Annotated in this window: 21 protein-coding genes; 11 read left to right on the forward strand and 10 right to left on the reverse strand. The window is 36.2% G+C overall.

Features of this window, described 5'->3' with window-relative positions; all coding sequences use genetic code 11:
• Positions 1–21: 21 nt before the first annotated feature.
• Both AB9K26_RS13635 and metG read right to left on the reverse strand, forming a co-directional pair.
• Entirely contained in the window at positions 22–924 is a 903-nt protein-coding gene (locus AB9K26_RS13635; protein ID WP_369973118.1) for a histone deacetylase, read from the reverse strand.
• Positions 925–2,970: a methionine--tRNA ligase gene (gene metG / locus AB9K26_RS13640; RefSeq protein ID WP_369973119.1), complete on the reverse strand. Its 2,046-nt coding sequence runs from the start codon at positions 2,968–2,970 to the stop codon at positions 925–927. It lies immediately after the preceding gene.
• 134 nt (positions 2,971–3,104) lie between these two features.
• Here metG and AB9K26_RS13645 point away from each other — a divergent pair, with 134 nt between their 5' ends.
• From AB9K26_RS13645 to AB9K26_RS13655, 3 genes are all read left to right on the forward strand, one after another.
• Positions 3,105–4,115, forward strand: coding sequence for an LD-carboxypeptidase (locus AB9K26_RS13645; protein ID WP_369973120.1), 1,011 nt, complete (start codon positions 3,105–3,107; stop codon positions 4,113–4,115).
• Positions 4,116–4,124: 9 nt separating this feature from the next.
• Positions 4,125–4,484 (forward strand): YraN family protein, encoded by a 360-nt coding sequence (locus AB9K26_RS13650; protein ID WP_369973121.1) that lies wholly within the window; start codon positions 4,125–4,127, stop codon positions 4,482–4,484.
• Between the two features lie 123 nt (positions 4,485–4,607).
• Positions 4,608–5,201 carry a hypothetical protein gene (locus AB9K26_RS13655; protein ID WP_369973122.1) on the forward strand — a complete coding sequence of 198 codons (594 nt, stop codon included), beginning with the start codon at positions 4,608–4,610 and terminating at the stop codon, positions 5,199–5,201.
• Positions 5,202–5,204: 3 nt separating this feature from the next.
• Here AB9K26_RS13655 and nadD read toward each other — a convergent pair whose 3' ends face one another.
• The 3 genes from nadD to AB9K26_RS13670 are packed head-to-tail and all read right to left on the reverse strand — an operon-like array spanning position 5,205 to position 7,247.
• Positions 5,205–5,783 (reverse strand): nicotinate (nicotinamide) nucleotide adenylyltransferase, encoded by a 579-nt coding sequence (nadD, locus tag AB9K26_RS13660; RefSeq protein WP_369973123.1) that lies wholly within the window; start codon positions 5,781–5,783, stop codon positions 5,205–5,207.
• 3 nt (positions 5,784–5,786) lie between these two features.
• Positions 5,787–6,377 (reverse strand): guanylate kinase, encoded by a 591-nt coding sequence (gmk, locus tag AB9K26_RS13665; RefSeq protein WP_369973124.1) that lies wholly within the window; start codon positions 6,375–6,377, stop codon positions 5,787–5,789.
• A gap of 12 nt (positions 6,378–6,389) precedes the next feature.
• Positions 6,390–7,247: a YicC/YloC family endoribonuclease gene (locus tag AB9K26_RS13670; RefSeq protein WP_369973125.1), complete on the reverse strand. Its 858-nt coding sequence runs from the start codon at positions 7,245–7,247 to the stop codon at positions 6,390–6,392.
• A 66-nt stretch (positions 7,248–7,313) separates the two neighbouring features.
• Here AB9K26_RS13670 and AB9K26_RS13675 point away from each other — a divergent pair, with 66 nt between their 5' ends.
• Positions 7,314–7,790: an acyl-CoA thioesterase gene (locus AB9K26_RS13675; RefSeq protein ID WP_369973126.1), complete on the forward strand. Its 477-nt coding sequence runs from the start codon at positions 7,314–7,316 to the stop codon at positions 7,788–7,790.
• On the opposite strand, the gene AB9K26_RS13680 is transcribed toward AB9K26_RS13675, so the two are convergent.
• Positions 7,782–8,675, reverse strand: a complete 894-nt coding sequence (locus tag AB9K26_RS13680) for a DMT family transporter (protein WP_369973127.1) — start codon at positions 8,673–8,675, stop codon at positions 7,782–7,784. The genes AB9K26_RS13675 and AB9K26_RS13680 overlap by 9 nt on opposite strands.
• On the reverse strand, positions 8,672–9,028 hold the full coding sequence (locus tag AB9K26_RS13685; protein WP_369973128.1) for an arsenate reductase family protein: 357 nt from the start codon (positions 9,026–9,028) through the stop codon (positions 8,672–8,674). The genes AB9K26_RS13680 and AB9K26_RS13685 overlap by 4 nt, the downstream gene beginning before the upstream one ends.
• Before the next feature lie 73 nt (positions 9,029–9,101).
• Between AB9K26_RS13685 and AB9K26_RS13690 the strand changes: the two genes are divergently transcribed.
• Positions 9,102–10,349 carry a cation:proton antiporter gene (locus tag AB9K26_RS13690; RefSeq protein WP_369973129.1) on the forward strand — a complete coding sequence of 416 codons (1,248 nt, stop codon included), beginning with the start codon at positions 9,102–9,104 and terminating at the stop codon, positions 10,347–10,349.
• On the opposite strand, the gene AB9K26_RS13695 is transcribed toward AB9K26_RS13690, so the two are convergent.
• Positions 10,346–11,068, reverse strand: a complete 723-nt coding sequence (locus AB9K26_RS13695; protein WP_369973130.1) for a DUF3298 domain-containing protein — start codon at positions 11,066–11,068, stop codon at positions 10,346–10,348. The genes AB9K26_RS13690 and AB9K26_RS13695 overlap by 4 nt on opposite strands.
• 148 nt (positions 11,069–11,216) lie before the next feature.
• On the opposite strand from AB9K26_RS13695, the gene AB9K26_RS13700 reads away from it, so the two are divergent.
• Positions 11,217–12,356 carry a cystathionine gamma-synthase gene (locus tag AB9K26_RS13700; RefSeq protein WP_369973131.1) on the forward strand — a complete coding sequence of 380 codons (1,140 nt, stop codon included), beginning with the start codon at positions 11,217–11,219 and terminating at the stop codon, positions 12,354–12,356.
• 71 nt (positions 12,357–12,427) lie between these two features.
• On the opposite strand, the gene AB9K26_RS13705 is transcribed toward AB9K26_RS13700, so the two are convergent.
• On the reverse strand, positions 12,428–13,243 hold the full coding sequence (locus AB9K26_RS13705) for a glutamate dehydrogenase (RefSeq protein ID WP_369973132.1): 816 nt from the start codon (positions 13,241–13,243) through the stop codon (positions 12,428–12,430).
• Positions 13,244–13,455: 212 nt separating this feature from the next.
• Between AB9K26_RS13705 and gdhA the strand changes: the two genes are divergently transcribed.
• The 4 genes from gdhA (at position 13,456) to AB9K26_RS13725 (ending at position 20,470) form a co-directional block, all read left to right on the forward strand.
• Positions 13,456–14,799 carry an NADP-specific glutamate dehydrogenase gene (gdhA, locus tag AB9K26_RS13710; RefSeq protein ID WP_369973133.1) on the forward strand — a complete coding sequence of 448 codons (1,344 nt, stop codon included), beginning with the start codon at positions 13,456–13,458 and terminating at the stop codon, positions 14,797–14,799.
• Between the two features lie 112 nt (positions 14,800–14,911).
• Positions 14,912–17,302: a two-component regulator propeller domain-containing protein gene (locus AB9K26_RS13715; RefSeq protein WP_369973134.1), complete on the forward strand. Its 2,391-nt coding sequence runs from the start codon at positions 14,912–14,914 to the stop codon at positions 17,300–17,302.
• Positions 17,303–17,317: 15 nt separating this feature from the next.
• Positions 17,318–18,037, forward strand: coding sequence for a DNA repair protein RecO (gene recO, locus AB9K26_RS13720; protein ID WP_369973135.1), 720 nt, complete (start codon positions 17,318–17,320; stop codon positions 18,035–18,037).
• A gap of 18 nt (positions 18,038–18,055) precedes the next feature.
• Positions 18,056–20,470 (forward strand): TonB-dependent receptor domain-containing protein, encoded by a 2,415-nt coding sequence (locus AB9K26_RS13725; protein WP_369973136.1) that lies wholly within the window; start codon positions 18,056–18,058, stop codon positions 20,468–20,470.
• Positions 20,471–20,523: 53 nt separating this feature from the next.
• Here AB9K26_RS13725 and AB9K26_RS13730 read toward each other — a convergent pair whose 3' ends face one another.
• Positions 20,524–25,323: a lamin tail domain-containing protein gene (locus tag AB9K26_RS13730; RefSeq protein WP_369973137.1), complete on the reverse strand. Its 4,800-nt coding sequence runs from the start codon at positions 25,321–25,323 to the stop codon at positions 20,524–20,526.
• A 111-nt stretch (positions 25,324–25,434) separates the two neighbouring features.
• Here AB9K26_RS13730 and AB9K26_RS13735 point away from each other — a divergent pair, with 111 nt between their 5' ends.
• On the forward strand, positions 25,435–25,908 hold the full coding sequence (locus AB9K26_RS13735; RefSeq protein WP_369973138.1) for a regulatory protein RecX: 474 nt from the start codon (positions 25,435–25,437) through the stop codon (positions 25,906–25,908).
• Positions 25,909–25,922 lie beyond the last annotated feature (14 nt).

Raw genomic sequence — 25,922 nt, forward strand, 5'->3', positions numbered from 1 at the left:
CGGCTAATTTGTAATCAGTCTTTAGAAAAATAGGTTTTGTGCCAAACGAAACGTATTGGCATGAGCTTCTACAATGGTTTTGATCTCTGGACTGTAACCACCTCCCATACTGCACATGATAGGTATGTTTTTGGATTTGCATGTGTTTAAAACAAATTCGTCTCGAGCTTTACAACCGTCAATAGTCAGTGCTAATTTTCCTAATTTATCTGAAGCAATGATATCGACACCGCATAGATAATATACAAAGTCGGGTTGTGTTTCTTTGATTAATCTTGGTAAGGTTTTCTGAAGGATGTCAAGATACTCCTCATCTTCCGTATTGGTTTCCAAAGCAATATCTAAATCACTTGTCTCTTTTTTAAAGGGATAATTAGCCTTTCCGTGCATGGAAAATGTAAAAACAGAAGGGTCGTTTTGAAATATTTCGGCAGTACCATTACCTTGATGAACATCTAAATCTACTATGAGAATTTTATCAGCCAGTTTTTTATGCTGAAGATATCTCGCTCCAATGGCTTGATCATTTAACAAACAAAACGCTTCACCACGATTGGTGTAAGCATGATGTGTGCCTCCAGCAATGTTCATGGCTATACCATGTCGTAGCGCAAACTCACTGGCTTTAATAGTGCCATCAGCAATGATGATTTCACGTTCTACTAGAACATTACTAAGAGGGAAACCAATTTTTCGAGCAGCACGTTTATCTAAGGTCAGTGTTTTTAATTCTTGATAATAATCCTTTGTGTGAACTCTAAGAATATGTTGGTCATTAGGAATAGAAGGTTCAAAAAAATTATCTTCAACACATGTGCCTTCATGTAAAAGTTGTTTTGGCAACAGTTCATACTTCAACATAGGAAACCGATGCCCTTCAGGTAATGGATGTTTGTAAATGGGATGGTATGCTATTTTTAGCATTTAACTAATCTGTAATCCGTTTTTAACTACAGTATCAGGATTGACAAATACTAATTTGCCGTCTGCGGTTTCAGTCATTAAAACCATACCTTCGCTCTCCACACCGCGAAGTGCTCTAGGCGCTAAATTGACCAAAACGGTGACTTGTTTGCCAATGATTTCCTCTGGAGTAAAGCTTTCTGCAATACCAGATACAATCGTTCGGATATCAATTCCAGTATCGACTTTTAATACCAAAAGCTTTTTAGCTTTTGGCATCTTTTCAGCTTCTAGAATAGTTCCTACACGGAGATCTAGTTTTGTAAAATCATCAAAAGTTATGATATCTTTTTGAGGCTCGACCGTTTTATTGGCAGCTTCATTAGCTTTTTTATTGGCTTCCAATTTATCTAATTGTTCTTGAATGGTTTGATCTTCTATTTTGGAAAACAGCAATTCACTCTTACCAATTTGATGTCCTGATGGAATTAGAACGTCTTTTGAAGAAATATCACTCCAAGAATTGGTGTTGGAATTTAAAATTCGTTTGAGTTTTTCTGAAGTGAATGGCAAGAACGGTTCGCTTAATGTTGCCAATGCACTTGCAATTTGAAGCGCTACAAACATGATGGTTTTTGTTCTGGATTCATCGGTTTTAACCAATTTCCAAGGTTCTTCATCTGCTAAATACTTATTACCTAATCGCGCTAAGTTCATCAATTCCTGACTTGCCTCTCTGAAGCGATAGCGTTCAATGGAACTTTCAATAACCGATGGATAGGCTTTTACAGCCGCTAAGGTTTCCGAATCTGTTTCCGTGTAATCGGAAGCTTCAGGAACGATTCCATCATAATATTTATTCGTGAGTACAACCACACGATTGATAAAGTTTCCGAAGATAGCCACCAATTCATTGTTGTTGCGTGCTTGAAAATCCTTCCAAGTAAAATCATTGTCCTTTGTTTCAGGAGCATTAGCAGTTAAAGCATATCGTAACACGTCTTGCTGATTTGGAAAATCGTTCAGATAATCAGGCAACCAAACAGCCCAATTTTTAGAGGTAGACAATTTGTTACCTTCCAAGTTCAAAAATTCGTTGGCAGGTACATTATCTGGCAAAATATAAGAGCCTTCAGCTTTTAACATTGATGGAAAAATAATACAATGAAATACAATATTATCCTTCCCAATAAAATGCAATAATTTGGTGTCTTTGTCTTTCCAATAGGGTTCCCAATCCTTTCCTGTTTGTTCTGCCCATTCCTTGGTTGCTGAAATGTAACCAATAGGAGCATCAAACCACACATACAACACTTTGCCTTCACCACCAGGAACTGGAACCGGAATTCCCCAATCTAAATCACGAGTCACAGCGCGCGGACGTAAACCATCATCCAACCACGATTTTACTTGTCCGTAAACATTAGGCTTCCAATCTTTTTTATGCCCTTTTAGAATCCATTCCCTTAAAAAACTCTCATGCTTGTTCAGCGGTAAGAACCAGTGTTTGGTTTCTTTGAGTGTCGGCACATTTCCAGTAATGGCCGATTTTGGATTGATCAATTCGGTGGCATTCAAACTCGAGCCACAGCTTTCACACTGATCACCATAAGCTTCTTCGTTTCCGCATTTTGGGCAGGTTCCAGTTACAAAGCGATCGGCTAAAAACTGATTAGCTTCTTCATCGTAAAGTTGTTCAGTGGTTTCCTCAACAAACTCATGCTTATCGTAAAGCGTTTTGAAAAACTCAGATGCTGTATCATGATGAATTTTTGCTGAGGTACGTGAATAGTTATCGAATGAAATTCCGAAATCTTCAAAAGATTGTTTGATAATGGCATGATATTTATTAACGATATCCTGAGGTGTGACACCTTCCTTTTTAGCTTTGATTGTAATCGGAACACCGTGTTCATCACTTCCGCAGATAAAAGCCACATCATTTCCGGTTAATCGTTTAAATCGTGCGTAAATATCAGCAGGCACATAAACGCCAGCCAAGTGACCAATATGAATGGGACCATTGGTGTATGGTAAAGCCGCAGTAATTGTATATCGTTTTGCCATTTAGTCGTAATTAACAAGCTACAAAAATACGGATTTTGAAAGCGATTTTGAAACGGATAGTCATCTTGTTTTAATTTAATATCTTTCAGTAATTCAGAGAATTCAAACTTGTGAAAAAAATGTACTTTTACAATATGTCCAAAAACACCTATGCTTTCGTATTGATTTTCATCTGTTTTTGCTTAATAAAAGTCAATGCACAAGACACGATACATACAAAAATACTATCTGATTTGAAACAACCACCTTACTTACAAGCAGGAGATACGGTTGCTATTGTAGCACCTTCAGGAATATTAAAAAACCGTAATGATGAAGTTCAACAAGCGGTCGATTTATTAAAAAGTTGGGGTTTGCATGCTCAGGTTGGCAAGCATGTGTTTAGTCAAGCAGATCATTTTGCTGGTACTGATGATGAGCGTTGTGAAGATTTTCAAAAAGCCTTAGATGATCCAAAGGTTAAAGCCATTTGGTGTGCCAGAGGAGGTTATGGAACGGTTCGTATTCTAGATAAATTAGATTTCACAACGTTTAAAAAGAATCCTAAATGGGTTATTGGTTATAGTGATATTACTGCTTTGCTGAATGAAATCCATAATCAAGGCGTGCAATCCATTCATGCCTTGATGTGTGTGAGCTTAACTGAAGATTTAAGTGAGATTGAAGAATCTGTTGAAACGTTTAAGTCTGTTATTTTCGGAACACCTGTGAATTATACCTTAAAAGGTTCTAAATATAATAGAGTAGGGGAAGCCAGTGGGCAATTAGTTGGAGGAAATCTTACCATGCTCCATACCATGCTGGGTTCTAAAACCAGTATTGATGTTTCTGGAAAAATCTTGTTTATTGAAGAAATAGGAGAATACAAATATCATATCGACCGTATGTTGCAAAGTTTAAAGCGAGCAGGTTATTTTGATCAGTGCAAAGGGGTAATTGTTGGAGATATGACAAAGTTGAGAAAGAATACCACACTTTGGGGAACTTCTGTGGAGCAATTGATTTTAGATGCGTTGGCCGATTATGATTTTCCCATAGCCTTTAATATGCCTGCAGGTCACGAAGACGATAATCGTGCTATGATACTGGGAAAAAGAATTCAATTAAAGGTTACAAAAGACAAATCTACAATTGTCTATGAGTAAATAGGCTAAATGAAAACAACCAAAGACTTTGGAAATAAAGGAGAAGACTTAGCTGCAACCTTTTTACTTGAAAATGGTTACACGATTCTAGAACGCAATTATATATTCCAAAAGGCAGAAGTTGATATCATTGCACAAAAGGATGATGTGATTGTCGCGGTTGAAGTGAAAACACGATCGACCAAAGCGTTTGGTGATCCTCAAGATTTTTTAAAGCCAAAGCAAATTCAGCGAATCGTTAAAGCCATGGATAATTATGTTGTTTGTGAACATATAGATGCTGAAGTTCGCTTTGATATCATCGCAATTATCAATTCAGATAAGACAATCGAAATTGAACATTTACAAAACGCCTTTTACCACTTCTAGATGAAAACCCATTCAAAGTAAGAAAATTCATATAAATGTGAAAATTATATGTATTTGGTCTAATAAATTTAACCTTATAATCGGTTTTTTGTAGTTTTCAGGTAATAACCCAAACAAATAATTATGAGACATTTTAACCTACTACTTAGTGTTATGGCAATCAGTTTCCTTTTCGGATGTTCAAACGAACCCTTAAATGAAGATCAAGCTAATTTGGAACGACGTAGAAATGACGTCAAGCTTGCTGCACAATCAGAAACCACATTTACATCAAATGATGATGTTCATTGTTTTGAAACCACACTAGTGGCTGGTCAACATCATGAAGCAGGTTTGGTAACCGTCGATATTGAAGGTGATTACTTAATCATAACTTATTCAAGTAATGGCGATTGGGAAATAGGCACAACGCATTTAAGCATTGGAAATTGTGATGAGAATTGGGCACCTTTAACAGGTTCAGGAAATCCTAAAGTTGGTCATTTTGAATATACAGAGCCGTACTCTTATGGACCTTACGAAGTTGTTTATATGGTGAGCCTTGAAGGTTTAGACGATCACTATTGCTTTGCAGCACATGCTGAGGTTGTAGGGCCTTCTGGAGGAGAAACAGCTTGGGCTGATGGTTCTCAGTTTGATGGAAACGGATGGGCAATGTATGTTGAATCTTATTTGTCAGATTGTCAAGAGAACAATGGAGGGAATGGACCTTACTAACCATTATCTATAAAAATTCATTTCATCCAAATATTCCCACACGTGTTCTGGGAGCATTGGTCGTACGTTTTTACCATCTTTTATAGATTGTCTGATAAAGGTGGAAGACAATTCCATTATAGGAGCGTCAACCCGATGAATCTTAGGATGCGTGTTGAATTGGGAATCTATTTCTCCTTCTGAAATCCGAGGATAAACATAGAGGTCATAGTCATCTAAAATTAGCTGGTAGTTTTTCCACTTATGAAAACTTTTTAGGTTGTCTTCACCCATGATCAATGCAAACTCATGTTGCGGATATTTTTCCTGTAAATGAACCAAAGTATTGATGGTGTAATTAGGCTGTGGCAAATGGAATTCAATATCGCTAGGTTCTAATTTGCTATAGTCCTCAGTAGCACGATACACCATTTCATAACGTTGGCGATCATCTAAAAGTGTTTTCTTTTTTTTGAACGGATTATGAGGTGTCACAACAAACCATACTTTATCCAAATCACTATATTCTGCCAAATGATTTGCAATGGTCAAATGTCCTATATGAATAGGATTGAAAGTTCCAAAGTACAAACCAATTTTCATAGTCTAGGAATTAATGAAATTTGAAACCAAATTATAGGCATCTTTCAAGGCCTTATCCAAATCCTTATTCAATACGATTTCGTCAAATAAAGGTGCAGTAGCTAATTCTGCAGGAGCTTTGGCTACGCGCATGCTGATTTTTTCTGGACTTTCCTCACCTCGTTCCTTAAGTCGAATGATCAATTCGTTTAAATCTGGAGGTTTTACAAAAATGGCTAAGGTCTCCTCTGGAAATTTTTTCTTGATTCGCAAGCCACCAGACACGTCTATATCGAAAATAACATGTTTACCCTTAGCCCAAATACGCTCAACTTCAGTTTTAAGAGTACCATAAAAATTATCCCGATAGACTTCTTCCCACTCTAGAAACTCATTATTCTTAATCTTATTTTTGAATTCCTTTAGATCTAAAAAATAGTAGTCCTTTCCATGCACTTCTTGTCCGCGTTTTTCCCTAGAAGTTGCCGAAATGGAAAATTCTAAATTGAGTTCTTTCTGCTTTAAAAGGTGCCTTACAATGGTTGTTTTTCCAGAACCTGATGGTGCTGAAAATACGATGAGCTTCCCTTTTTTTTGTGTGTTGTCGTCTTTCAAGAGATTTAATTTTTAAAGTACATTCAATAACTGTTCCTTAATTTTTTCCAACTCATCTTTCATCTGTACGACAAGCTTTTGCATTGGTGCATAATTAGATTTTGAACCAATGGTATTGATTTCACGACCCATTTCCTGGGCGATAAATCCTAATTTCTTTCCGTTGGAATCGTTTGATTTCAAGGCTTTAAGGAAATAATCCAAGTGATTATTCAAACGTACTTTTTCTTCCGTAATGTCAAACTTTTCAATGTAGTAAACCAGTTCTTGCTCAAAGCGATTTTCATCTACCTTTTCCTTGATGTCAGCAATGCCTTTATTCAAACGTTCACGAACACCTTCTATACGTTCCGGATCCATAGCAATCACTTGGTCTAATAGTGAAGTGATGTTTTTTACTCTTTCAACAAAATCGTTTTCTAAGGTTTTCCCTTCATCAAGTCTGTATTCATGGATTTTTTCCAGAGTATCATCAATGGCTTCGGAAATTTGCTTCCATTCATCTTCGTCAATATCATCACGCTCTGTTGTTACTGCATCTGGCAATCGAATGGCCATTTTCAACATTTCGGTATCGTCTCCATCAACAACTTCCTTAAGTTGTTTTATGTATTGCCTCACAACAGTTTTATTGATTTCTGTTGAGGTTTCCTCACCTGTAATTTCCATATACAATGAAAAATCAACCTTTCCCCTTATTAATTTAGAGGCAATAAGTTTTCTAATATTGAGCTCCTTCTCGCGATACAATGACGGCATTCTTGCATTGATATCTAAATTTTTGCTATTGAGCGACTTGATTTCGATTGATATTTTTTTGGTAGGAAGCTGAATTACAGACTTTCCGTATCCTGTCATTGACTGTATCATGAACGAATTTTAAAAAGTTGAACAAAGGTAAGGAAAATCATAACTTTACACCTTAAATTTAATGGCATGTACAAAAAAGATTTTGAAATCCGTTGGAGTGATGTTGATGCCAATGGACATTTGGCGAATTCAGCTTACGTTAACTTTATGAGCCATACGCGAGTTGGGTTTTTGGATGAAAATGGATTTTCACTAAAGGAATTGATAGGTTTTGGAATTGGTCCAGTTGTGTTTTCTGAACAGATTTTTTATTTTAAGGAGTCATTCTTAGGTCAAAAGGTAACCGTATCACTTGCCGTTTCTGGCTGGAGTGAAGATGGTATGTTTTTCAGATTTGAACATAATTTCTATAACCAAAAAGGGCAGCATTTACTTACCTGTGATATGTCTGGTGCTTGGATGGATTTAAAGACAAGACGTCTGACTGCTTTACCAGAAAAACTATTAAAGGTTATTGATACACTTCCTAAAACGGATGATTTCAAGATGTTGACTAAAGAGGATATGCGTGCTTCAGGAAAATATCCAAAAGATTTAAGCTGATACTTTTGGTTTTTTGGTCACTAAATACACACCAGAAAAAATCATGACCATAGCAATCAGCTTTACCGGACTTACAGCATCAACACCCATTGCAATTGCAAAAAGTCCAGCAATAACAGGTTGTAAATAAATAAACACACCAACGGTTGATGCTCTTAGTGATTTTAATGCCAAAGGATTCAATAAATAGGTTCCGAAGGTGGCACCAATCACCACGAACAAAACTGAAAACCATGCATAGGAAGTAAAATCATGCCATTCTATTTGTGTAGTATCTGTGTAGCAAAATGGTAATATCAAAATCGAACCAAACAAGAATAACCATTTGATAAAGGTAAAAGGATGGTATTTTGCCGTTAATTTTTTGATGATAATAATGTAAATACTATAGGAAATTGCATTGATGAAAATGAACAGGTTTCCTAAGGCTACATTATCACCAACTCTAGTTGATTTTCCTAAAACAGTGAGTAAAACACCACCACAAAATCCTAGAAAAACACCAAAGGCTTTCATCTTGGTAATTTTTTCCGATAGTAAAACCGATGATAGAATTAAAATGATAATTGGTGTAATGGTAACGATAACTGCCGCATGAATTGGAGTGGTTAGTTCCAAACCTTTAAGAAATAAAAGCATATTCACAACAACACCAAAAATAGCAGCTAAGAAAAATGTGAAATAATCCTTTAATGCTATTTTTTCTTGTTTTTGAAAGAGTCCAAAAATCCAAAATAAAATTGTAGCTCCAACAACACGTAGAAAAACCAAACTAAAAGAGGTAACAAAACCTTCATTAATGACAGATTTGGCAAACGTATAGTTCATGCCATACAATAGCTGAACTATAAACAATGCTATAATAGCATATTGTCGGGTACTCATATAGTTGAGATATATTCCTTGGCAGCATCTACTGTTTTGACACTGTTACCAATAAAAATATGGCCATTATGCACAAGAACGGGACGCTTTAAGAAGGTGTAATGTTGTAAAATATAGTGTTTGAAATCGGCTTCAGTTAGATTTTTATCCTTCAAGCCTTCAGACTTGTATAATTGTGCACGTTTGCTAAATAATGCCTCATAAGAACCTGTAAGCGATTGAAGTTGTTCTAATTCAGATTCAGTTATTGGCTTCGATTTAATTTCCCTTAATTCTATTGTCTTTGGAAGATCTAAGGTGTCTAAGATGCGTTTACAAGTTGAACAGGTTTTGAGATAAAAAAATGCCTTCATAAGCTTCTGGTTAGAGTTGCAAAGTAAATGCATTTCAAAAGAAAAATGGTTATTTTTAGGCAAAAATTAGGTTATGGATTATTTTGCAATAGCATCTATTTTAATTGTTTTATCAGCACTTTTCAGCTACATCAATGTGAAGTTTTTGAAACTTCCAATTACCATTGGATTGATGTTGATAACCATTGTTTTTACAGTAGTAGTTGTCGCTATTGGTCAGTTTGATGACACCTTGCTGCAAAGCGAAAAGGAACTTATTTCGCAAATCGATTTTAAAACGGTATTGCTAGATATTATGTTGAGTTTTCTGCTTTTTGCTGGAGCCTTACACACTAATTTTAACCAATTAAAAATACAACGCGGACCAGTACTTGCCTTTGCGACATTAGGGGTTATAACCAGTACCTTTTTAGTTGGTGTTTTAACGTATTACCTATTTATTGCTTTTGATTATAAAGTCGATTTCATTTATTGTTTGCTTTTTGGCGCTTTAATATCTCCAACAGATCCTATTGCGGTTTTGGGAATACTTAAAAAGGTTGGTGCACCTAAAAATTTAGAAGCCAAGATTGTCGGTGAGTCGTTGTTTAATGATGGTGTTGGAGTGGTTGTGTTCTTGACCGTTTTTTCAATTGCCAAAGCGCCAAATGTAGACGTGGAGGTTTCTGAAATCTTGAAATTATTTGGGGTTGAGGTTTTAGGAGGTATCGGTTTGGGATTGCTTTTGGGTTATATCACTTATAAACTGATGCGATCTATTGATAATTATGAAGTTGAAGTTATCATCACATTGGCCACTGTTATGGGTGGAAGTCTTCTGGCACATAAATTACACATGTCTGCTCCTTTGGCGATGGTTACTGCAGGATTGATTGTGGGTCATGATACCGTTAGAAGTTCTGCCATGTCTGAGGTTACTGAAGCATATGTCGATAAATTTTGGGAGTTGGTTGATGTCCTCCTAAATGCGATGCTATTTATCATGATTGGTATGGAAATGCTGGTCTTGACTTTTGAGCTTAACTATATCATTGCAGGATTGATTGCTGTACCATTAGTGTTATTGAGTAGATATGTTTCACTATGGTTACCAATAAAGTTTTATGCCAAAAAATTGCAATTTATTCCGAAGACCAACCTTATCATGACTTGGGGAGGATTACGAGGAGGTATTTCCATTGCCTTAGCTTTAACGCTTACTCAAGATATGCAAAGGGAATTATTTTTGGTAATGACTTATATCATTGTGGTAATTTCAATCATTGGTCAAGGACTTACTGTTGAGCCAATAATAAAACGCATTACAAATCGTCAAGATTAGTTATAATTCAAAAACGTTTCAACTTCAGAAAACGGAATGGTAAACTCAACAATACCTTGAGCATAAGAGGCTATTTCATAAGTATTATACAAAATAATCAGACCTTCATCACTAAAGCCAATAGTCTCAGGCAGCTGAAAATCCTTTCCGAAGAAATAATCTTCCATGGAATCGCTTTCAGCTTTCGACTTTAAATTTTCGTTGAGCTTTTGTTCAACAACTTCTGAAAGTGCTTTACGATCATTAATAATGTCATCCATATTGTATAGTTCACCTGTTTCAGGATTAAAATTGAAAAAGGTTACATTGGTATTGCCATGTGCACCACCAGTGTCTAGGTAAGAGTTTATGGCAATACATACAAGTACTTCGGAACGGTAAGTAACTTCTCCATCTACAAAATATTCCCATTGTTGGGATGAATCCGGAAAATCTTTTTTAAACTTTGAATACTCAGCATTGAATTGTTTGATAGCAACATCCAATGAAGATTGTTCTGATGTATCTTCACTTAGATGGCTTTGATTGACAATATGTTCGTAAAGCTTCAGGTTGATACGGTTTGCCACCTCACTTGAACCTTCTGCTTTTGGGATGTTAATAGAAATATCTGCAGCTTCTGAAGTCTCAATGAGGTCTTCAGAAAACACAAGTTTGACATCTTCTTCACATGAATACACAAATGACAACAATGCTAATAAAAGAAGTAGTTTTTTCAAAGTAAACAGCTTTTGTTAAACATACATTAAAGGTAATGCTTACATTTGAATCCAACGAATTTAACCTTAAATTTGTTGTTCATGTTTAAATTATAAAAGGAGTCTTTTTCCAAAAAAAACAGAGAAGCTCCTTGAAAAAATCATTTTTATGAAATTCAACACAAAAACCATACATGGAGGTCAAGAACATGATCCGGCTTACGGTTCGGTGATGCCTCCAATTTATCAAACATCAACCTATGCACAATCCACTCCAGGTGGTCACAAAGGATATGAGTACTCAAGAACTCATAATCCGACTCGAAACGCTTTGGAGAATGCTTTTGCTAGCATTGAAAATGGAAATTTCGGATTGGCTTTTGGTTCAGGTTTAGCTGCTATTGATGCTATTATGAAATTATTAAAGCCTGGAGATGAGGTAATCTCTACCAACGATTTATATGGTGGTACCTATCGATTATTCACTTCAGTTTTTGAAGGCTTTGGAATCAAGTTTCATTTTGTGGGTATGGAGAATGCTTCTAATATTGAAAACTATATAAACTCCAATACAAAATTGATTTGGGTGGAAACACCAACAAATCCAATGATGAATATCATTGATATCAAATCAACGTCAGCTATTGCTAAAAAACACAATTTACTTTTAGCAGTCGACAATACGTTTGCAACGCCTTATTTGCAACAACCTCTCAATTTAGGTGCTGATATCGTGATGCATTCTGCAACTAAATATATTGGTGGCCATAGCGACTTGGTTATGGGAGCTCTTGTAGTGAAAGACAAAGCTTTAGCAGATCGTTTATATTTTATTCAAAATGCTAGTGGTGCAGTATGTGGACCACAGGATAGTTTCTTGGCCTTACGAGGTATCAAGACCTTGCATGTTAGAATGCAACGCCATTGTGAAAATGGAAAAGCGGTTGCCGAATATTTAGCGAACCATCCAAAAATAGAAAAGGTGTATTGGCCAGGATTGGAAAGTCATCCAAATCATGATATAGCTAAAGATCAAATGAATGATTTTGGCGGAATGGTGTCTTTCACTACCAAAGGCAATAATTACAATGAAGCCATTAAAATTGTTGAAAAACTAAAAATTTTCACTTTAGCTGAATCTCTTGGAGGTGTCGAATCCTTAGCTGGTCATCCTGCAAGTATGACACATGCTAGTATTCCTAAGGAAGAACGAGAGAAAACAGGTGTTGTTGATTCCTTGATTCGATTAAGTGTAGGTATTGAAGATATGGACGATCTTATAGCAGATCTGAAGCAAGCCATAGGATAATTTTATCTGTGTTATTAAAACAAAAAAGACCAAGTGTGAAACTTGGTCTTTTTTGTTTATATAAATTTTTTTTAGTCTAGATAGTAGATGTATCCAAAGTTCAACCATACCAGCCAATCGTTTGCTTTGTTGGAATCTAGATTATGGTCTAAGCCATCTACATCGTTATTAAAGAAATGTTGCCATCTAAGGTCTATCATTAGGTCTGAAATAACAGTTAACTTGTAACGTGTACCAATACTTCCAACAATTGACCAGGCAGTGCCACTTCCATTGAAAAGAAATGGATCTTCATTAGTATTGGGAACAGCCGCAGTAACCCATGGCTGAAAAAAATTGTTCATATTATTGATATTACCATCTCCAAAAGTGGTTTCAACGGTAGGATTATAAGATGTGAAATGAACACCAAGACTAATAAAAGGCGCAAATGAATAACTAAAAGCTTGAAAAGATCGAATACTTTTAGGGAAGAATTCAATTTGAGTTCCAATATCAAAATTACTGGCGATACCAGAATGTTGGCGCAATTTCTCGTATTCTATATTAGAAGAAGCGCGGTCCACCCATTCTCCAAAATGATTCAATTTAGTTCTATTCCAAGAGATTTCATTTCTCAACTTAAAATGATCGTTAAAATAGGTGTCTGTAGAATAACAGTTACAATCTGCTCTATATGAGAAGTTTATGTAGTGAACAATACCAATACCAATACCAGTGTTTCCGGCATTTGTTTCGAAATCATTTCGAACACCAAAATCTGATTGAAATGCAACTGGGCCTGCAATAACGCCAATTTCATGAGAAAATCCGAGTTGCGCAAACATTCCATTCATACCCAAAAAAAACATGAAAATGAATGATAATCGTTTAAAATTAAGCGTCATAGGTTCCAATTTACAAAGGGAGCATTTGAAAACAAATATATGAAAACTGGTCTAACTACCAAATAAAAGTAAATGAGCAAATCGTTTTTTTATATTCAAATCATATTTTCAGAATTAATCTATTGAGAATATCAAAAAAAATCACCATTAAAATTATAGATAATGTATCTTTGCACAACAAAATTTAATATTGTTTATTAATTATATAATTGATGAAAGAAAAAATAGAAGCTTTTTTAAATCTTGTGAAAGAAAAAAACGGTCATGAAACCGAGTTTTTACAAGCTGTTCACGAAGTTGCTGAAACAGTAATTCCCTTTATTGAAGAGAATCCAAAGTATCAAGGGAAAATGTTATTGGAGCGTATGGTTGAGCCAGAACGCACGATTATTTTTAGAGTGCCTTGGATTGACGATGAAGGCAATACACAGGTCAATAGAGGTTATCGAATTGAATTTAATTCTGCAATCGGACCTTATAAAGGAGGACTGCGTTTCCATCCGTCGGTTAACCTGAGTATATTAAAGTTTTTAGGGTTTGAACAGGTTTTCAAAAACTCTTTAACAACCTTGCCAATGGGTGGAGGTAAAGGAGGTTCAGACTTTAATCCAAAAGGGAAAAGTGACAATGAAGTCATGCGTTTTTGCCAGTCATTTATGTCTGAATTATTTAGGCATATTGGTCCGAATACAGACGTACCAGCAGGAGATATTGGTGTAGGAGGTCGTGAAATAGGTTACATGTTTGGACAATACAAAAGACTTCAAAATGAATTTACTGGAGTTCTTACCGGAAAAGGAATCTCTTACGGAGGATCTTTAATTAGACCTGAAGCAACGGGTTATGGTTGTGTGTACTTTGCACAGAATATGCTCAAAACAAAAGGCGATTCTATGAAAGATAAAACCGTTGTTATATCGGGTTCTGGAAATGTAGCACAGTTTGCATGTGAAAAAGCGACTCAACTAGGAGGAAAAGTCGTTACCATGTCTGATTCAGGAGGCTATATCCACGATACCGATGGTATTGATGCCGATAAATTAGCATTTATCATGGATCTTAAAAATGTGAAACGCGGTAGAATAAAAGAATATGTTGATACTTATCCATCGGCTACGTATCATGAAGGCAAAAGACCTTGGTCTGAAAACTGTGATATCGCTTTACCTTGTGCCACTCAAAACGAATTGAATGAAGAAGAGGCCAAGGCATTGATTTCAAATAACGTCATTGCCGTTGCAGAAGGCGCAAATATGCCGACGACACCTGAAGCTATTGCTGCATTTCAAGATGCAAAAGTATTGTTTTCCCCAGGAAAAGCTTCTAATGCAGGAGGTGTGGCCACCTCAGGTTTGGAGATGAGCCAGAATTCTCTTCGTTTGAATTGGACCCGTGAAGAAGTAGACCAAAAACTTCATGGCATCATGGATGATATTCATGAATCTTGTGTTACATACGGAAAACAAGAGGATGGTTATGTTGATTATGTTAAAGGAGCCAATATTGCTGGATTTGTTAAGGTTGCAGATGCCATGTTAGCTCAAGGAGTTGTATAAACAAGAATGTAAATAGAAAAAAGCCCTCAAACTCTGAGGGCTTTTTTTATGAGTTTATATATAAATATTGAAATAATGTCGTTACTAATAAATATATTTGGTTTTTAATGTTATGAAGAAGCCTCTATCAATAATAGTTCTATTATTTTTCTCTTTAGTTTCGTTTGCACAGGATTTCTCAAATTTGTGGAAAGAACATTTCTCTTATTTAAACATCATTGATTTTTCAACTAGTGATGAGGTTTTGTATGCGGCTTCTGAAAATGCAGTGTTTACCTTTAACTATACCACTAACGAAATCAATAAAATTAGTACGATAAACGGATTGTCTGGAGAAGATATTTCTACAATTTTCTACAGTAATACTAACGACGTGCTGGTTGTTGGATACACAAATGGATTGATAGATATTGTGTTAAGCGATGATGAGGTATTAACGGTCATCGATATTTTAAACAAGGTAACTATTCCACCAAACAATAAAAGAATCAATAACTTTTATCAGCATGAGGAGCTACTTTACATTTCTACCGATTTTGGTATTTCCGTATACGATTTAGACCGTTTGGAATTTGGCGACACTTATTTTATAGGTAATGGAGGTTCACAAATTATCATCAGTCAAACTACGGTCTATGACGGATTTATTTATGCAGCTTGTAGGGATAGTAATGGCATAAAAAAAGCAGATTTATCCAATCCAAATTTGATAGACTTTAATCAATGGGAGTCGGTTAGAGGTGGTAATTTTTTTGATATTGAGAATATTGAGGATAAGATATATGGAATAGCAGCAAACCGAGGGGTTTTTGATATTCTAGCGAATCCTGGAGTTCAAATTTTCCAGTTTCCTATGGCGACACAAGATATGAGAACTGTTGGTTCAGACTTAGTTATTACTACAGCCGAGAAGCTGTACATTTTCGATAGTCAATTTAATTTAACCAATAGCTTAGATAATACGCCAGATTCTGGTGTAACGTTTACCTGTGGGATGACCTATGGTCAGAATGAGATTTACATCGGTACAAAAGGAATCGTTAATGATGGTACTGCAGGACTTGGTGTCATGAAAATAACCAATAACGATATCTTTAATTTTACTGAAATCCATCCTGAAGGACCACTAAACAACAATGTATTTGCAATTGAAACAAATCCTAGTGATTTATGGGCTGTGTTCGGTGGTTATTCAAGAACGTTCAATCCTGCAGGAGGTATTAGAAAGACAGGTGTTAGTCGGTTTATTGATGGTGAGTGGCGAAATATTAAATATGAAAGCATTGAAAATGTTATAAACAACCCTTTCTATTTATCTGATATAGCCATAAATCCTTTTGATTCTGAACAGGTCTTTATCACATCACATTGGTCGGGAATCATTGAATTCAATAATGAGGAACCTACTATCCTTTACAATGAAGAGAATAGTACGCTTACAAGATTTAATGGTAATGTCGCCTTTGTAACAGTAAATAAATTTGATCGAAACGGAGTACTATGGGCAATGAATTGTCGTACGCAAAGACCTCTAAATAAGTTTGAAAACGGTCAGTGGGAATCCTTTGATTTTACATCTATTATTCCTATTCCGCCACCAAGTACAAACATTGGTTTTTCTTCATTGGTTATTGACAACCAGCAATCCATTTTCACGGGTAGTTTTTCCTTCGGACTTGTAGGATTTAACAATAATTCGGCTAATGTAGAACTTGATTTTGCTAATACTGAAGAAGAAAATTTCCCTTCTACTTATGTAAAATCTTTGGCATTAGATAATAATGGCCAGCTTTGGATTGGTACTGAAAAAGGTTTGAGAATTTTATTTAGTCCAGCCAATTTCTTCAATAATGGAACGGTCAATAATATTGTGATTTTAGAAGATGGGATTCCTAAAGAACTTCTTTCAAATCAACTAGTAACGGCTATTGCTGTTGATGGTTCAAATAATAAATGGGTTGGAACGGCAGATTCTGGATTGTTTTACTTTTCGCCTGACGGACAAGAAACCATTTTTCACTTTACAACATCTAATTCTCCTTTGCCTACCAACAACATCAACGATATTGCTATCGATCAAGATTCAGGTGAAGTTTATATCGCTACCTCTAGAGGATTACTTTCCTTTTCATCTGGAGGAACCAAACCAGAAGAAACACTTGATGAAGCTTATGTCTACCCAAATCCGGTACGTCCAGAATATAATATTTTGGGATCCAACGATTTAAATGACATAAACAATGGTATCAAAATATCCGGACTTACCGAAAACGTCAACATTAAAATTACCGATATTGAAGGAAACCTTGTAACGGAAGCCCAGTCTCGAGTGAATCAAAGAAATTCAAGAGCTAATTATAATTTTGCAATTGATGGAGGAACTGCCATCTGGAATGGTAAAAACCTAGCAAACAATATTGTATCTACAGGTGTATACCTTATTTTTATTTCAGATTTAGACTCACTAGAAACGAAAGTATTAAAACTTCTTATTGTGAGGTGATTTATTTGTTTTCAAATGCTAAATAAAAACAAAGCGATTGTTATCTCCAAAATTCGATATCGAGATCACGACCTTATTGCGAAATGTTTTACTAAGGAAAAAGGCTTGGTGTCTTACGTGTTACCTGGAGCTTTAAAGAACACTCGAGGGAAATCAAAAGCTGTTTATTTTCAATTACTGAGCCAACTTGATATTGAAGAACGGTATAATCCGAAACAAACATTGCAATATATCAAAGAAGTAAAAATGAGCTATTTATACAGTAGCTTGCACAGCAATGTATGTAAGAGTTCTATTGCGATGTTCCTTGCTGAGGTTTTAACAAATGCTCTTAAGGAAGAAGAGCAAAACCTTCAGTTGTATGAATATCTAGAAGTAACCTTAAAATGGCTTGACATCAATGATGAGTTTGCTAATTTTCATTTGTTATTTCTACTGAATTTAACTCAATATCTTGGTTTCTATCCAGATCATACTCATATAGATGCTCCATACTTTAATTTAACCAATGGTTTATTTGAAACCCAAAAGTCAAATTTATACGCTGTTTCAGGTGAAAATTTAACGCTACTAAAACAGCTGTTAGGCATGAATTTTGATGCCATTCATGATATAAAAATCAACTCAAAACAGCGTCAGTCATTTTTAAATATGCTGCTGTTGTATTATGAATTGCATTTGGGGGGGTTCAAGAAACCTAAATCCCTTGAGATTTTTAACCAAGTATTTAATTAAAAAGAACCAACCATTTTAATGAAGTTATATGTAATCTTGATTCTAAGCATGTTTATTAGTGTCAATTTGCAAGCACAAACAGTAAAGGTGATTGATCAAGACACTCAAGTTCCAATTGCTGGAGTTGCAATTTACAACAGTAAAAAGGACAAATCCGTCATAACCAATTTTGATGGAGAAGCTTCATTAGATCAATTTGACTCAGACGAGGTATTGTATTTTCAAAACATATTATATCTTAAATTCTCAACCACTAAATCTGAAATTTCTTCAAGAAATTTTTTAGTACAACTTGTGCCTAATGTTGAGGGTCTTGATGAAGTAGTGGTCTCAGCGTCTAAATTCGAACAAAATAAACGAGATATTCCACAATCTATTGTTAATGTTACGGCCGTAGATATTCAACTTGAGAATCCTCAAACCAGTGCAGATTTATTGGAAAGTACAGGTAATATATTTATACAAAAAAGCCAATTAGGAGGAGGAAGTCCTATGATTAGAGGATTTTCAACTAATCGCCTTTTGATAACTGTCGATGGCGTAAGAATGAACAATGCTATTTTTAGGAGTGGAAACTTACAAAATGTTATTTCAATTGACCCCTTTTCAGTTAAAAACACTGAGATTACTTTAGGTGCAGGTTCCGTAGTTTATGGTAGTGATGCTATTGGAGGTGTCATGAGCTTTTATACCAAGACACCACAGTTGTCTTATAGCGACAACGTATATTTTAATGCCAATGCCGTTGCAAGATATGCCTCTGCTAATACAGAAAAGACAGGCCATTTGGATTTTAATCTTGGATTCAAAAAATGGGCTTTTTTAACTAGTGTAAGCTACACGGATTTTGATGATTTAAGAATGGGGATGCATGGTCCTGATGCATATCTACGACCTGAGCATGTTGTTACCGATAATGGTGTGGATGCCATTGTTGAAAATGATAATCCTAGAGTACAAAAACCTACAGGTTATGATCAAGTCAACATCATGCAAAAAATACGGTATGAACCTAAAGAAAATTTAAGTTTTGATGTCGGACTTCATTATACAACTACGTCAAGTTATTCGAGATATGATAGATTGATAAGATATCGAGGTTCAAATTTACGCTCTGCCGAATGGGATTACGGTCCACAACGATGGTTTATGGGAAATTTTCAATTGACGAAACTGAGTAGTAGCTCTAATCTTTATGACAAATTGCAAACCACCTTAGCGTATCAAAATTTTCAAGAGGGTAGATTTGATAGAGACTTTCAATCTGATATCAGAAATATTAGGGAAGAAAGTGTCGATGCCTATTCGTTTAACTTAGACTTAGAAAAAGTTTTAAGTAAAAAGAGTTTCCTTTCTTACGGTTTGGAATATATCTATAATAAAGTAACCTCAACAGGAGATAGTGAAGATATTACAACTGGTGTTTCTACTACCGCAGTGTCAAGGTATCCAAATGGTTCAGATTGGCAATCTATGGCTGCTTATTTGAGTTTTAAATACAAACCTTCTTCAAGACTGGTACTTCAATCGGGAATACGATATAACCACATCGTAGCTCATGCCAATTTTAAAGAAAACAATCAATTTTTAAACTTACCATTTGATACTTCAAAAATCGATACTGGAGCCTTAACCGGAACAGCAGGTGTAAGTTGGATTCCCAGCGAAATCATTCAATGGAAACTAAATGTTTCAACTGCGTTCAGAGCTCCTAATATTGATGATATAGGTAAGGTTTTTGATTCCGAGCCTGGCTCTGTTGTAGTGCCTAACACTGGTTTGAGATCAGAATATGCCTATGGCGCAGAATTAGGACTCAAACTTAATTTTGAAGATGTGTTTATTGTCGATATGGCAACTTATTATACATTTCTAGATAATGCTTTATCTCGAGATGATTTCACCTTGAATGGTTCTTCGGAAATTGTTTATGATGGTGAATTAAGTAATGTTCAAGCCATTCAAAATGCAGCTGAGGAACGTATTCACGGATTTGAAACAGGAATTCAGCTAAATTTTTCCAACCGTTTTAAATTGACGTCCCAATATAATATCATTGGAGGTTATCAAGATATTGATAACCAAAGATTTCCTGTAAGACATGTTAGTCCGAACTTTGGTAATACCCATTTGGTATGGCACAATGAGAAGTTGAAAATCGACGCTTTTGCTGAATACAATAACGAATTATCTTTTGACCAATTTGCACCTTCCGAACAATCAAAGGATCATATCTATGCTTTAGATGGCAATGGCAATCCGTATTCACCTTCATGGTATACGCTTAATTTAAGAACACAATATGAGTTTTCAGACCATGCAACTTTCATTGCCGCTCTAGAGAATATTACCGACCAACGCTACCAAACCTATTCTTCAGGAATTGCTGCACCAGGTAGAAACCTAATTCTTTCCCTAAAATATAGTTTATAAAAAAAAGCCCTAACAACCAAGGTTAAAGCTTTTTCCAGATTTATAAGGATGGTTTAGTGTCTTTTAATGGCGCGCTTCGTAATGCTTTGTCCATTAGATAAGGTTACTTTAGCAATATATGCTGACTGGCTAAGCAAATCGAGTTCATATACTTCTTGCGAACTATCGCCTTTCAATTGGTAAAGTGATCTTCCTAGCATGTCAAAAATCTCGACGGTTTTGATGGTCAATTGACCATTGCTTACTGAAAATTTAACGTTTCCGTTTTGTAATTCAACAATGCTTAAACCGTTGCTGCCAAGCTCATTTTCTATAGTAGACAAGGTATCTGGTTGAAACACAATTTCAAAGCGATCTGTAAATTCACCAGTTTCGGAAGCAAAAGCGTAATCACTTTGTGAAAGGTTGTGAATTGTATTTTCAAATAGATCTCTTACATATACAGTATTGTTTGTAAGGAAATCACCTTCAAGCTCTGCTATTGATAATTTGTAAATAGTGGCTTCTGTAATCGATGTATAGAATCCTAAAGGAATCACTTCATCTAAGGAAAGGCTCGATGGTGATTTACCTTGAATAGCAAGTCTTTTATCACTTCCATCAATTATTGAATAGATCACAGAATTGGCTCCAGTTGATAGGTTTCTAGGAGCATCATAATACATACCGTCATAAGAGTTAGTAGCACCAGTAATATAACCAACCAAAATTTGATTGAAGATACCGTTATCTGAAGTCAAATTGATTTTTAGTCTATTTATTTGAGGTGCACTTGAGTTTCTGAAAAACTGCGAGTTGTTTCCAAGATCTCTCATGTTGTTGTTAAATACCACATTTCCAGAATTAACATCTGTTGATACAGATGTTACTCCTGCGAAATCATCAGACATGGCAACAAAAAAGCCTTGACCTGATGATACATAACGACCAGGAGGAATGCCATCAGAAGCAGGGATTTCTCCAGTACCATTGATGATAGCGTAATCACTTTGTGAAAAATTATAAGCTTCATTACCATTAACATTTCCTTGAGCAGACGTGTTATGCGACCATAAGTAGATGGCGCCTTCTAAAACACCTGTCGGATTGGTAGTCATGTTGTAAACATTGTTAGAAAAGAACGTGTCTGCACTGATTGCTGAAGGATATGGATTTCCTATAAAGTTCCAGTTGTTATCATTGGTTTCAGCATCGTTACGATAAACAGGAACACTGTAAATACCATTGTTAAATGGTCCTTCAAAAGTATATGTATACTGATTTCCAGGACCAATAAATCCAGCATTGGAATGCGTAGCGGCATAGCCAATACCAGGAGTCATGACATCTGTGGAATTTAAGAGTTGCCAATCGTTACCATCATCATCAACATCATCCTGTCCAACATTGGTGGCATTGTCATTCATGACTTCTGCAAAAGAATCTCTATAGTTTTGAGCATTGAAAAGAAAACGTCTGTAAGCAAAAGATTCGTTTAGGCCATTGCCAACTGTTTCACCGCTTACAGGAGAACTCCAATACGTATATTCCAACCAGGAGTTAAGTATGCCAGTGGTTTTTTCAACAGTTATCTTATTTCTGGTTGTCAGAACATCACCAGCTACAATCCCAGCATCATCAATTTGGACAAAAGAACCATACGATGATACCAATATATTTCCATCCACGGTTAAATCAGTATCGACTCTCACATAGGTGTTGTCGTTTATGGTGAGTGTTGATCCCGTGTTCACATATAATTTACAAGCGTCAAAGCTTCCATAGGTAGCAGTGTCATAATTTGCATCAATTACAGCAATTGTACTTAGGTCTGGCGCTCCTCTTGACCAGGTGTTTGTGGCTTCCCAAACGGTACTTTGCACATTTAAACGCACAGCATCACTGGCCGAATAGCATGTCGCTGAATTTTCTCTAACCTGACAGTAATACTGATAACCATCAAGTCCGATGGTGTTGGAAATATTTAGAGTTGTATTAGTAACTCCGCTATAAGTCGCATCATTACTAAGTTGTGTCCAGCCTGAATCACCAGGAGCAGAAACATACCATTGGTATGCCAATGGTAAGCTACCACTAAATCCTTCAGTAGCAGTAACCATTAAGCTGGCAGTTAGATCACATGTAGAGCTTACGTCACTAGGCTCCATTGTTATAGTTGGTGGTAAACCAGTAGAGAAATCAAAAATTCCAATATTGGAATAATCTACAGGACTTACGGCTATCCAATCATTTTGCATATTGTCTGGAGCGCCCCAAGATGCAACTCTAGGAACAGTGATTCCAGTATTTCTTCTTCTGTAAGTATAGCCAGCAGAAGCAATTGTAAATGAACTTCCAGCTGTATCTCCCCAAACATCTAACCATGTTTCAGTTACTCCATCGTCAAAGTAAAGTCTGATGTTATCATTATCATTGATACCGCTTACAGAAAAGAAGTCATCAGCAGTAAAACCACCTTCTGGATCAGTAGCATCACTACCACCAATGCCTATAACATAGGTTGAACCATCAGCAATGACTCCAGTTAAATCACAAATATCACCTCCTGCATTATTAGCACCATTATTGTGAATACGAATTTCATAATCGGCTAGATTGATTGCGGCACCAGTTCCATTAAAAATTTCAATGTATGTATGGCTACCCGTTGGAGCATCAGTGACTTCTGAAATAAATAAATCTGTTGGACTTAAACCAGAACTTCCTTCACAAGAACTGATTGCTGTATCAATGACAGTAAACAAATCAGAAGTTTGACAACCAATATTGTTGGTCACAACAATGCTTCCAGTAGAAGCTCCTATCGGTATAGTGATTTCAATTTCAGTAGTTGAAATTGAGGTATGTGCTATCACAGAACCAGCAAACTCAACTGTAGTTGACCCGTCTAAATCAGTTCCAATAATAGTCACAACAGTATTGTCTGGACCAGTTAACGGCGTTAATGTATTTGATCCTGTAGTACAAATTCCAACACCTCGTATAGCAAATTCAAAAATATTTTCTCCGTCGGTTGGGTCATCATTTGTGATTCTAACAGTTGCATCTCTATTTCCAACAGCAGAAGGCATAAATGTTACATCAAAGACCTCAACATTCGTCATTGTACTAATATCACTAACAACAATAGGTAATGCAGATGGTAAAGTCAAAGAAAAATCTCCAGCATTTACACCAATAATCTCGATGTTAGATACTGTTAAATCTGCTGTTCCAATATTTTGGATTCTAAAAGACTTTGTTTCGGAACCACCAATATTGATATTTGAAAACATGGTATTGTCAAAAAAGCTTGGTGTCGTATCACCATTTGTGATGTTTGGATAGGTATTAATGTCACCTTCAACATTGATTTCAGGCTGTAAAGAAGAGCATTGTGAAATCAGTGAGTTGAAACCAGGACTTCCACCATCAATCACTTCTTGCCAATTGGTGCCAGTATCTGAATTGTCTAAAGAATCATCTATAACATGAAGTGAGGCACCATTGCCATTACCACCATCGGCATCATCATAATTCGCAATATCGATAGTCGTTGAACCATCACTAGCAATAATTTCAATGTCTATGCCAGCAGCAGAAGGGAAGTTAGGCATTCTATTAATACCAGTTGGCGATCCATAATCGGCTGTAAACGGACAATCAGTATTGTAAACACCATCGGCTGTATAATCTCCAATTGAGATTGTTCTACATTCCCCATCAGGAATAATAGCTCCAGAGGAAGGGAAGGTATACCAAACAGTGCCATCAACCTCAACTGTACAATCATTTAATACCTGTGGTAAACCAGAGGTGTTACAGATTTCAATCCATTCATCGTCATTTCCAGGTGTGTTGTACATGATTTCAGTAATAACAACATCAGGAATTACAGGTGTTTCGTTATCTGTAATGGTGAGAGTGTGCTGGGTATTGCCTCCTAAACTAGCGTTGGTACCTCCTGTAGGGTTGCTTAAATTTAACACCACAGTTTCATCACCTTCATAAATCAAATCATCGTTAGAAAGGTAGATAGTATAGCATTCGTTGGTGCTGCTATTAGCAGGAAAAATAACGGTTTGAGGAAACGAAATAGCGGCACTTGAGCCATCATCATAATCATCACCATTGGTTGCTGTTGAAGCACCATCTAAAGTGATATCAACGGTTGTTGCATTAGTCGCCGAAAAATTTGTAATACTTAAACAAACATCTATAGACACACCACCCTCAACAACGGTAGACGTGGTGCTTACAAACTCTACAAAGGTGTCTGTTGAAGAACAAAACTCGGTATGTGAACCCATATCCGAAAAGTCATCAATAGCTGCACTCACTATCCATTCACTATCAGTTGCATTGGTGCCTGCTGAGGTCGTCCAGTTGGTGTTAGGCGAACAGATATTGTCTTTACGAACTAAAGTACGGTTTAGAGTTCCATTGGTTACTCCAGCAACATCCCAACCTGTTCCAGGATCTGGACCATCTGTACCAACAGCATCGATAAGCGTACCAAGATACGCAAGGCCCACAGGATCGTCACCATTATGGGCCATAATGCCATCAGTTAAATCTGCGGCTGCTAAAATTGTGGCATTGGCACTTGGGTTAGCAATCACATAGGTGTCGCCGTCGGCTAAGGTCCCAGAAAGAGCTAATGTGTTCTCTGCCCAAGTTCCACCGTTAGCAACACGCCAAACTTCATAATCAGACAGATCAACAGCGACTCCAGTACCATTATAAATTTCGATATACTTATTATTTGAAGACCCTTCACAGTATTCTGAAATGATGAGGTCTGACATTTGTGCATAGGTCGTTGTTAAACCACACAACAAAGCGATAATAAATAGGGCGTAATTCTTTTTCATATAAAACCAAATAAGTTGCCATAAGGCAAGCGTACAAATTTATGCAAAAATAGGTATAAATCAGAGGTTTAGAACGTCTGTTTTATTAACAAAATGTTATAATTTTGTGTCGTGAATCCACAAAAAACATATACTGTCGACGAAGCGCAACGAAGGCTTGAGCGTTATTGTGCATATCAAGAACGATGCCATTTAGATGTTCAAAAAAAATTGAACGAGATGCGAATGATTCCTGAGGCGAAAGATAAAATCATCGTGCATTTGTTGCACCATGACTTTTTAAATGAAGAACGCTTCGCTAAAGCGTATGTAAGAGGAAAGTTCAGAATTAAGAAATGGGGCAAACAGCGTTTGACATTGGAATTGAAGCGAAGAGACATCGGAAAAACCATTATTGCTTCCGCTTTAAAGGAAATTGACCATAATGACTACCTGGAGACCTTTGATGCCTTGGCAAGGAAAAAAGTATCAACTCTTAGAGAATCGAATCTTCAAAAAAAGCGAAAAAAACTAGCCGATTATTTATTGTACAGAGGTTGGGAAAGTTCAATGGTATATGACAAAGTTCGGGAATTGATTCCATAAAAAAAAGCACCTAA

Origin of the sequence: Psychroserpens sp. XS_ASV72 (assembly GCF_041224425.1) — a bacterium.
Lineage (GTDB): Bacteria > Bacteroidota > Bacteroidia > Flavobacteriales > Flavobacteriaceae > Psychroserpens.

What these genes read in the sequence shown, in the direction of transcription:
- AB9K26_RS13690 (WP_369973129.1), top strand. Translation starts at nt 9,102, where the DNA reads ATGGATTATTTTGCAATAGCATCTATTTTAATTGTTTTATCAGCACTT.
- recO (WP_369973135.1), top strand. Translation starts at nt 17,318, where the DNA reads ATGCTAAATAAAAACAAAGCGATTGTTATCTCCAAAATTCGATATCGA.
- AB9K26_RS13725 (WP_369973136.1), top strand. Translation starts at nt 18,056, where the DNA reads ATGAAGTTATATGTAATCTTGATTCTAAGCATGTTTATTAGTGTCAAT.
- AB9K26_RS13705 (WP_369973132.1), bottom strand. Translation starts at nt 13,243, where the DNA reads ATGACGCTTAATTTTAAACGATTATCATTCATTTTCATGTTTTTTTTG.
- AB9K26_RS13670 (WP_369973125.1), bottom strand. Translation starts at nt 7,247, where the DNA reads ATGATACAGTCAATGACAGGATACGGAAAGTCTGTAATTCAGCTTCCT.
- AB9K26_RS13655 (WP_369973122.1), top strand. Translation starts at nt 4,608, where the DNA reads ATGAGACATTTTAACCTACTACTTAGTGTTATGGCAATCAGTTTCCTT.
- gdhA (WP_369973133.1), top strand. Translation starts at nt 13,456, where the DNA reads ATGAAAGAAAAAATAGAAGCTTTTTTAAATCTTGTGAAAGAAAAAAAC.
- AB9K26_RS13635 (WP_369973118.1), bottom strand. Translation starts at nt 924, where the DNA reads ATGCTAAAAATAGCATACCATCCCATTTACAAACATCCATTACCTGAA.
- AB9K26_RS13645 (WP_369973120.1), top strand. Translation starts at nt 3,105, where the DNA reads ATGTCCAAAAACACCTATGCTTTCGTATTGATTTTCATCTGTTTTTGC.
- AB9K26_RS13685 (WP_369973128.1), bottom strand. Translation starts at nt 9,028, where the DNA reads ATGAAGGCATTTTTTTATCTCAAAACCTGTTCAACTTGTAAACGCATC.
- AB9K26_RS13650 (WP_369973121.1), top strand. Translation starts at nt 4,125, where the DNA reads ATGAAAACAACCAAAGACTTTGGAAATAAAGGAGAAGACTTAGCTGCA.
- nadD (WP_369973123.1), bottom strand. Translation starts at nt 5,783, where the DNA reads ATGAAAATTGGTTTGTACTTTGGAACTTTCAATCCTATTCATATAGGA.
- AB9K26_RS13730 (WP_369973137.1), bottom strand. Translation starts at nt 25,323, where the DNA reads ATGAAAAAGAATTACGCCCTATTTATTATCGCTTTGTTGTGTGGTTTA.
- metG (WP_369973119.1), bottom strand. Translation starts at nt 2,970, where the DNA reads ATGGCAAAACGATATACAATTACTGCGGCTTTACCATACACCAATGGT.
- AB9K26_RS13680 (WP_369973127.1), bottom strand. Translation starts at nt 8,675, where the DNA reads ATGAGTACCCGACAATATGCTATTATAGCATTGTTTATAGTTCAGCTA.
- AB9K26_RS13715 (WP_369973134.1), top strand. Translation starts at nt 14,912, where the DNA reads ATGAAGAAGCCTCTATCAATAATAGTTCTATTATTTTTCTCTTTAGTT.
- AB9K26_RS13675 (WP_369973126.1), top strand. Translation starts at nt 7,314, where the DNA reads ATGTACAAAAAAGATTTTGAAATCCGTTGGAGTGATGTTGATGCCAAT.
- AB9K26_RS13700 (WP_369973131.1), top strand. Translation starts at nt 11,217, where the DNA reads ATGAAATTCAACACAAAAACCATACATGGAGGTCAAGAACATGATCCG.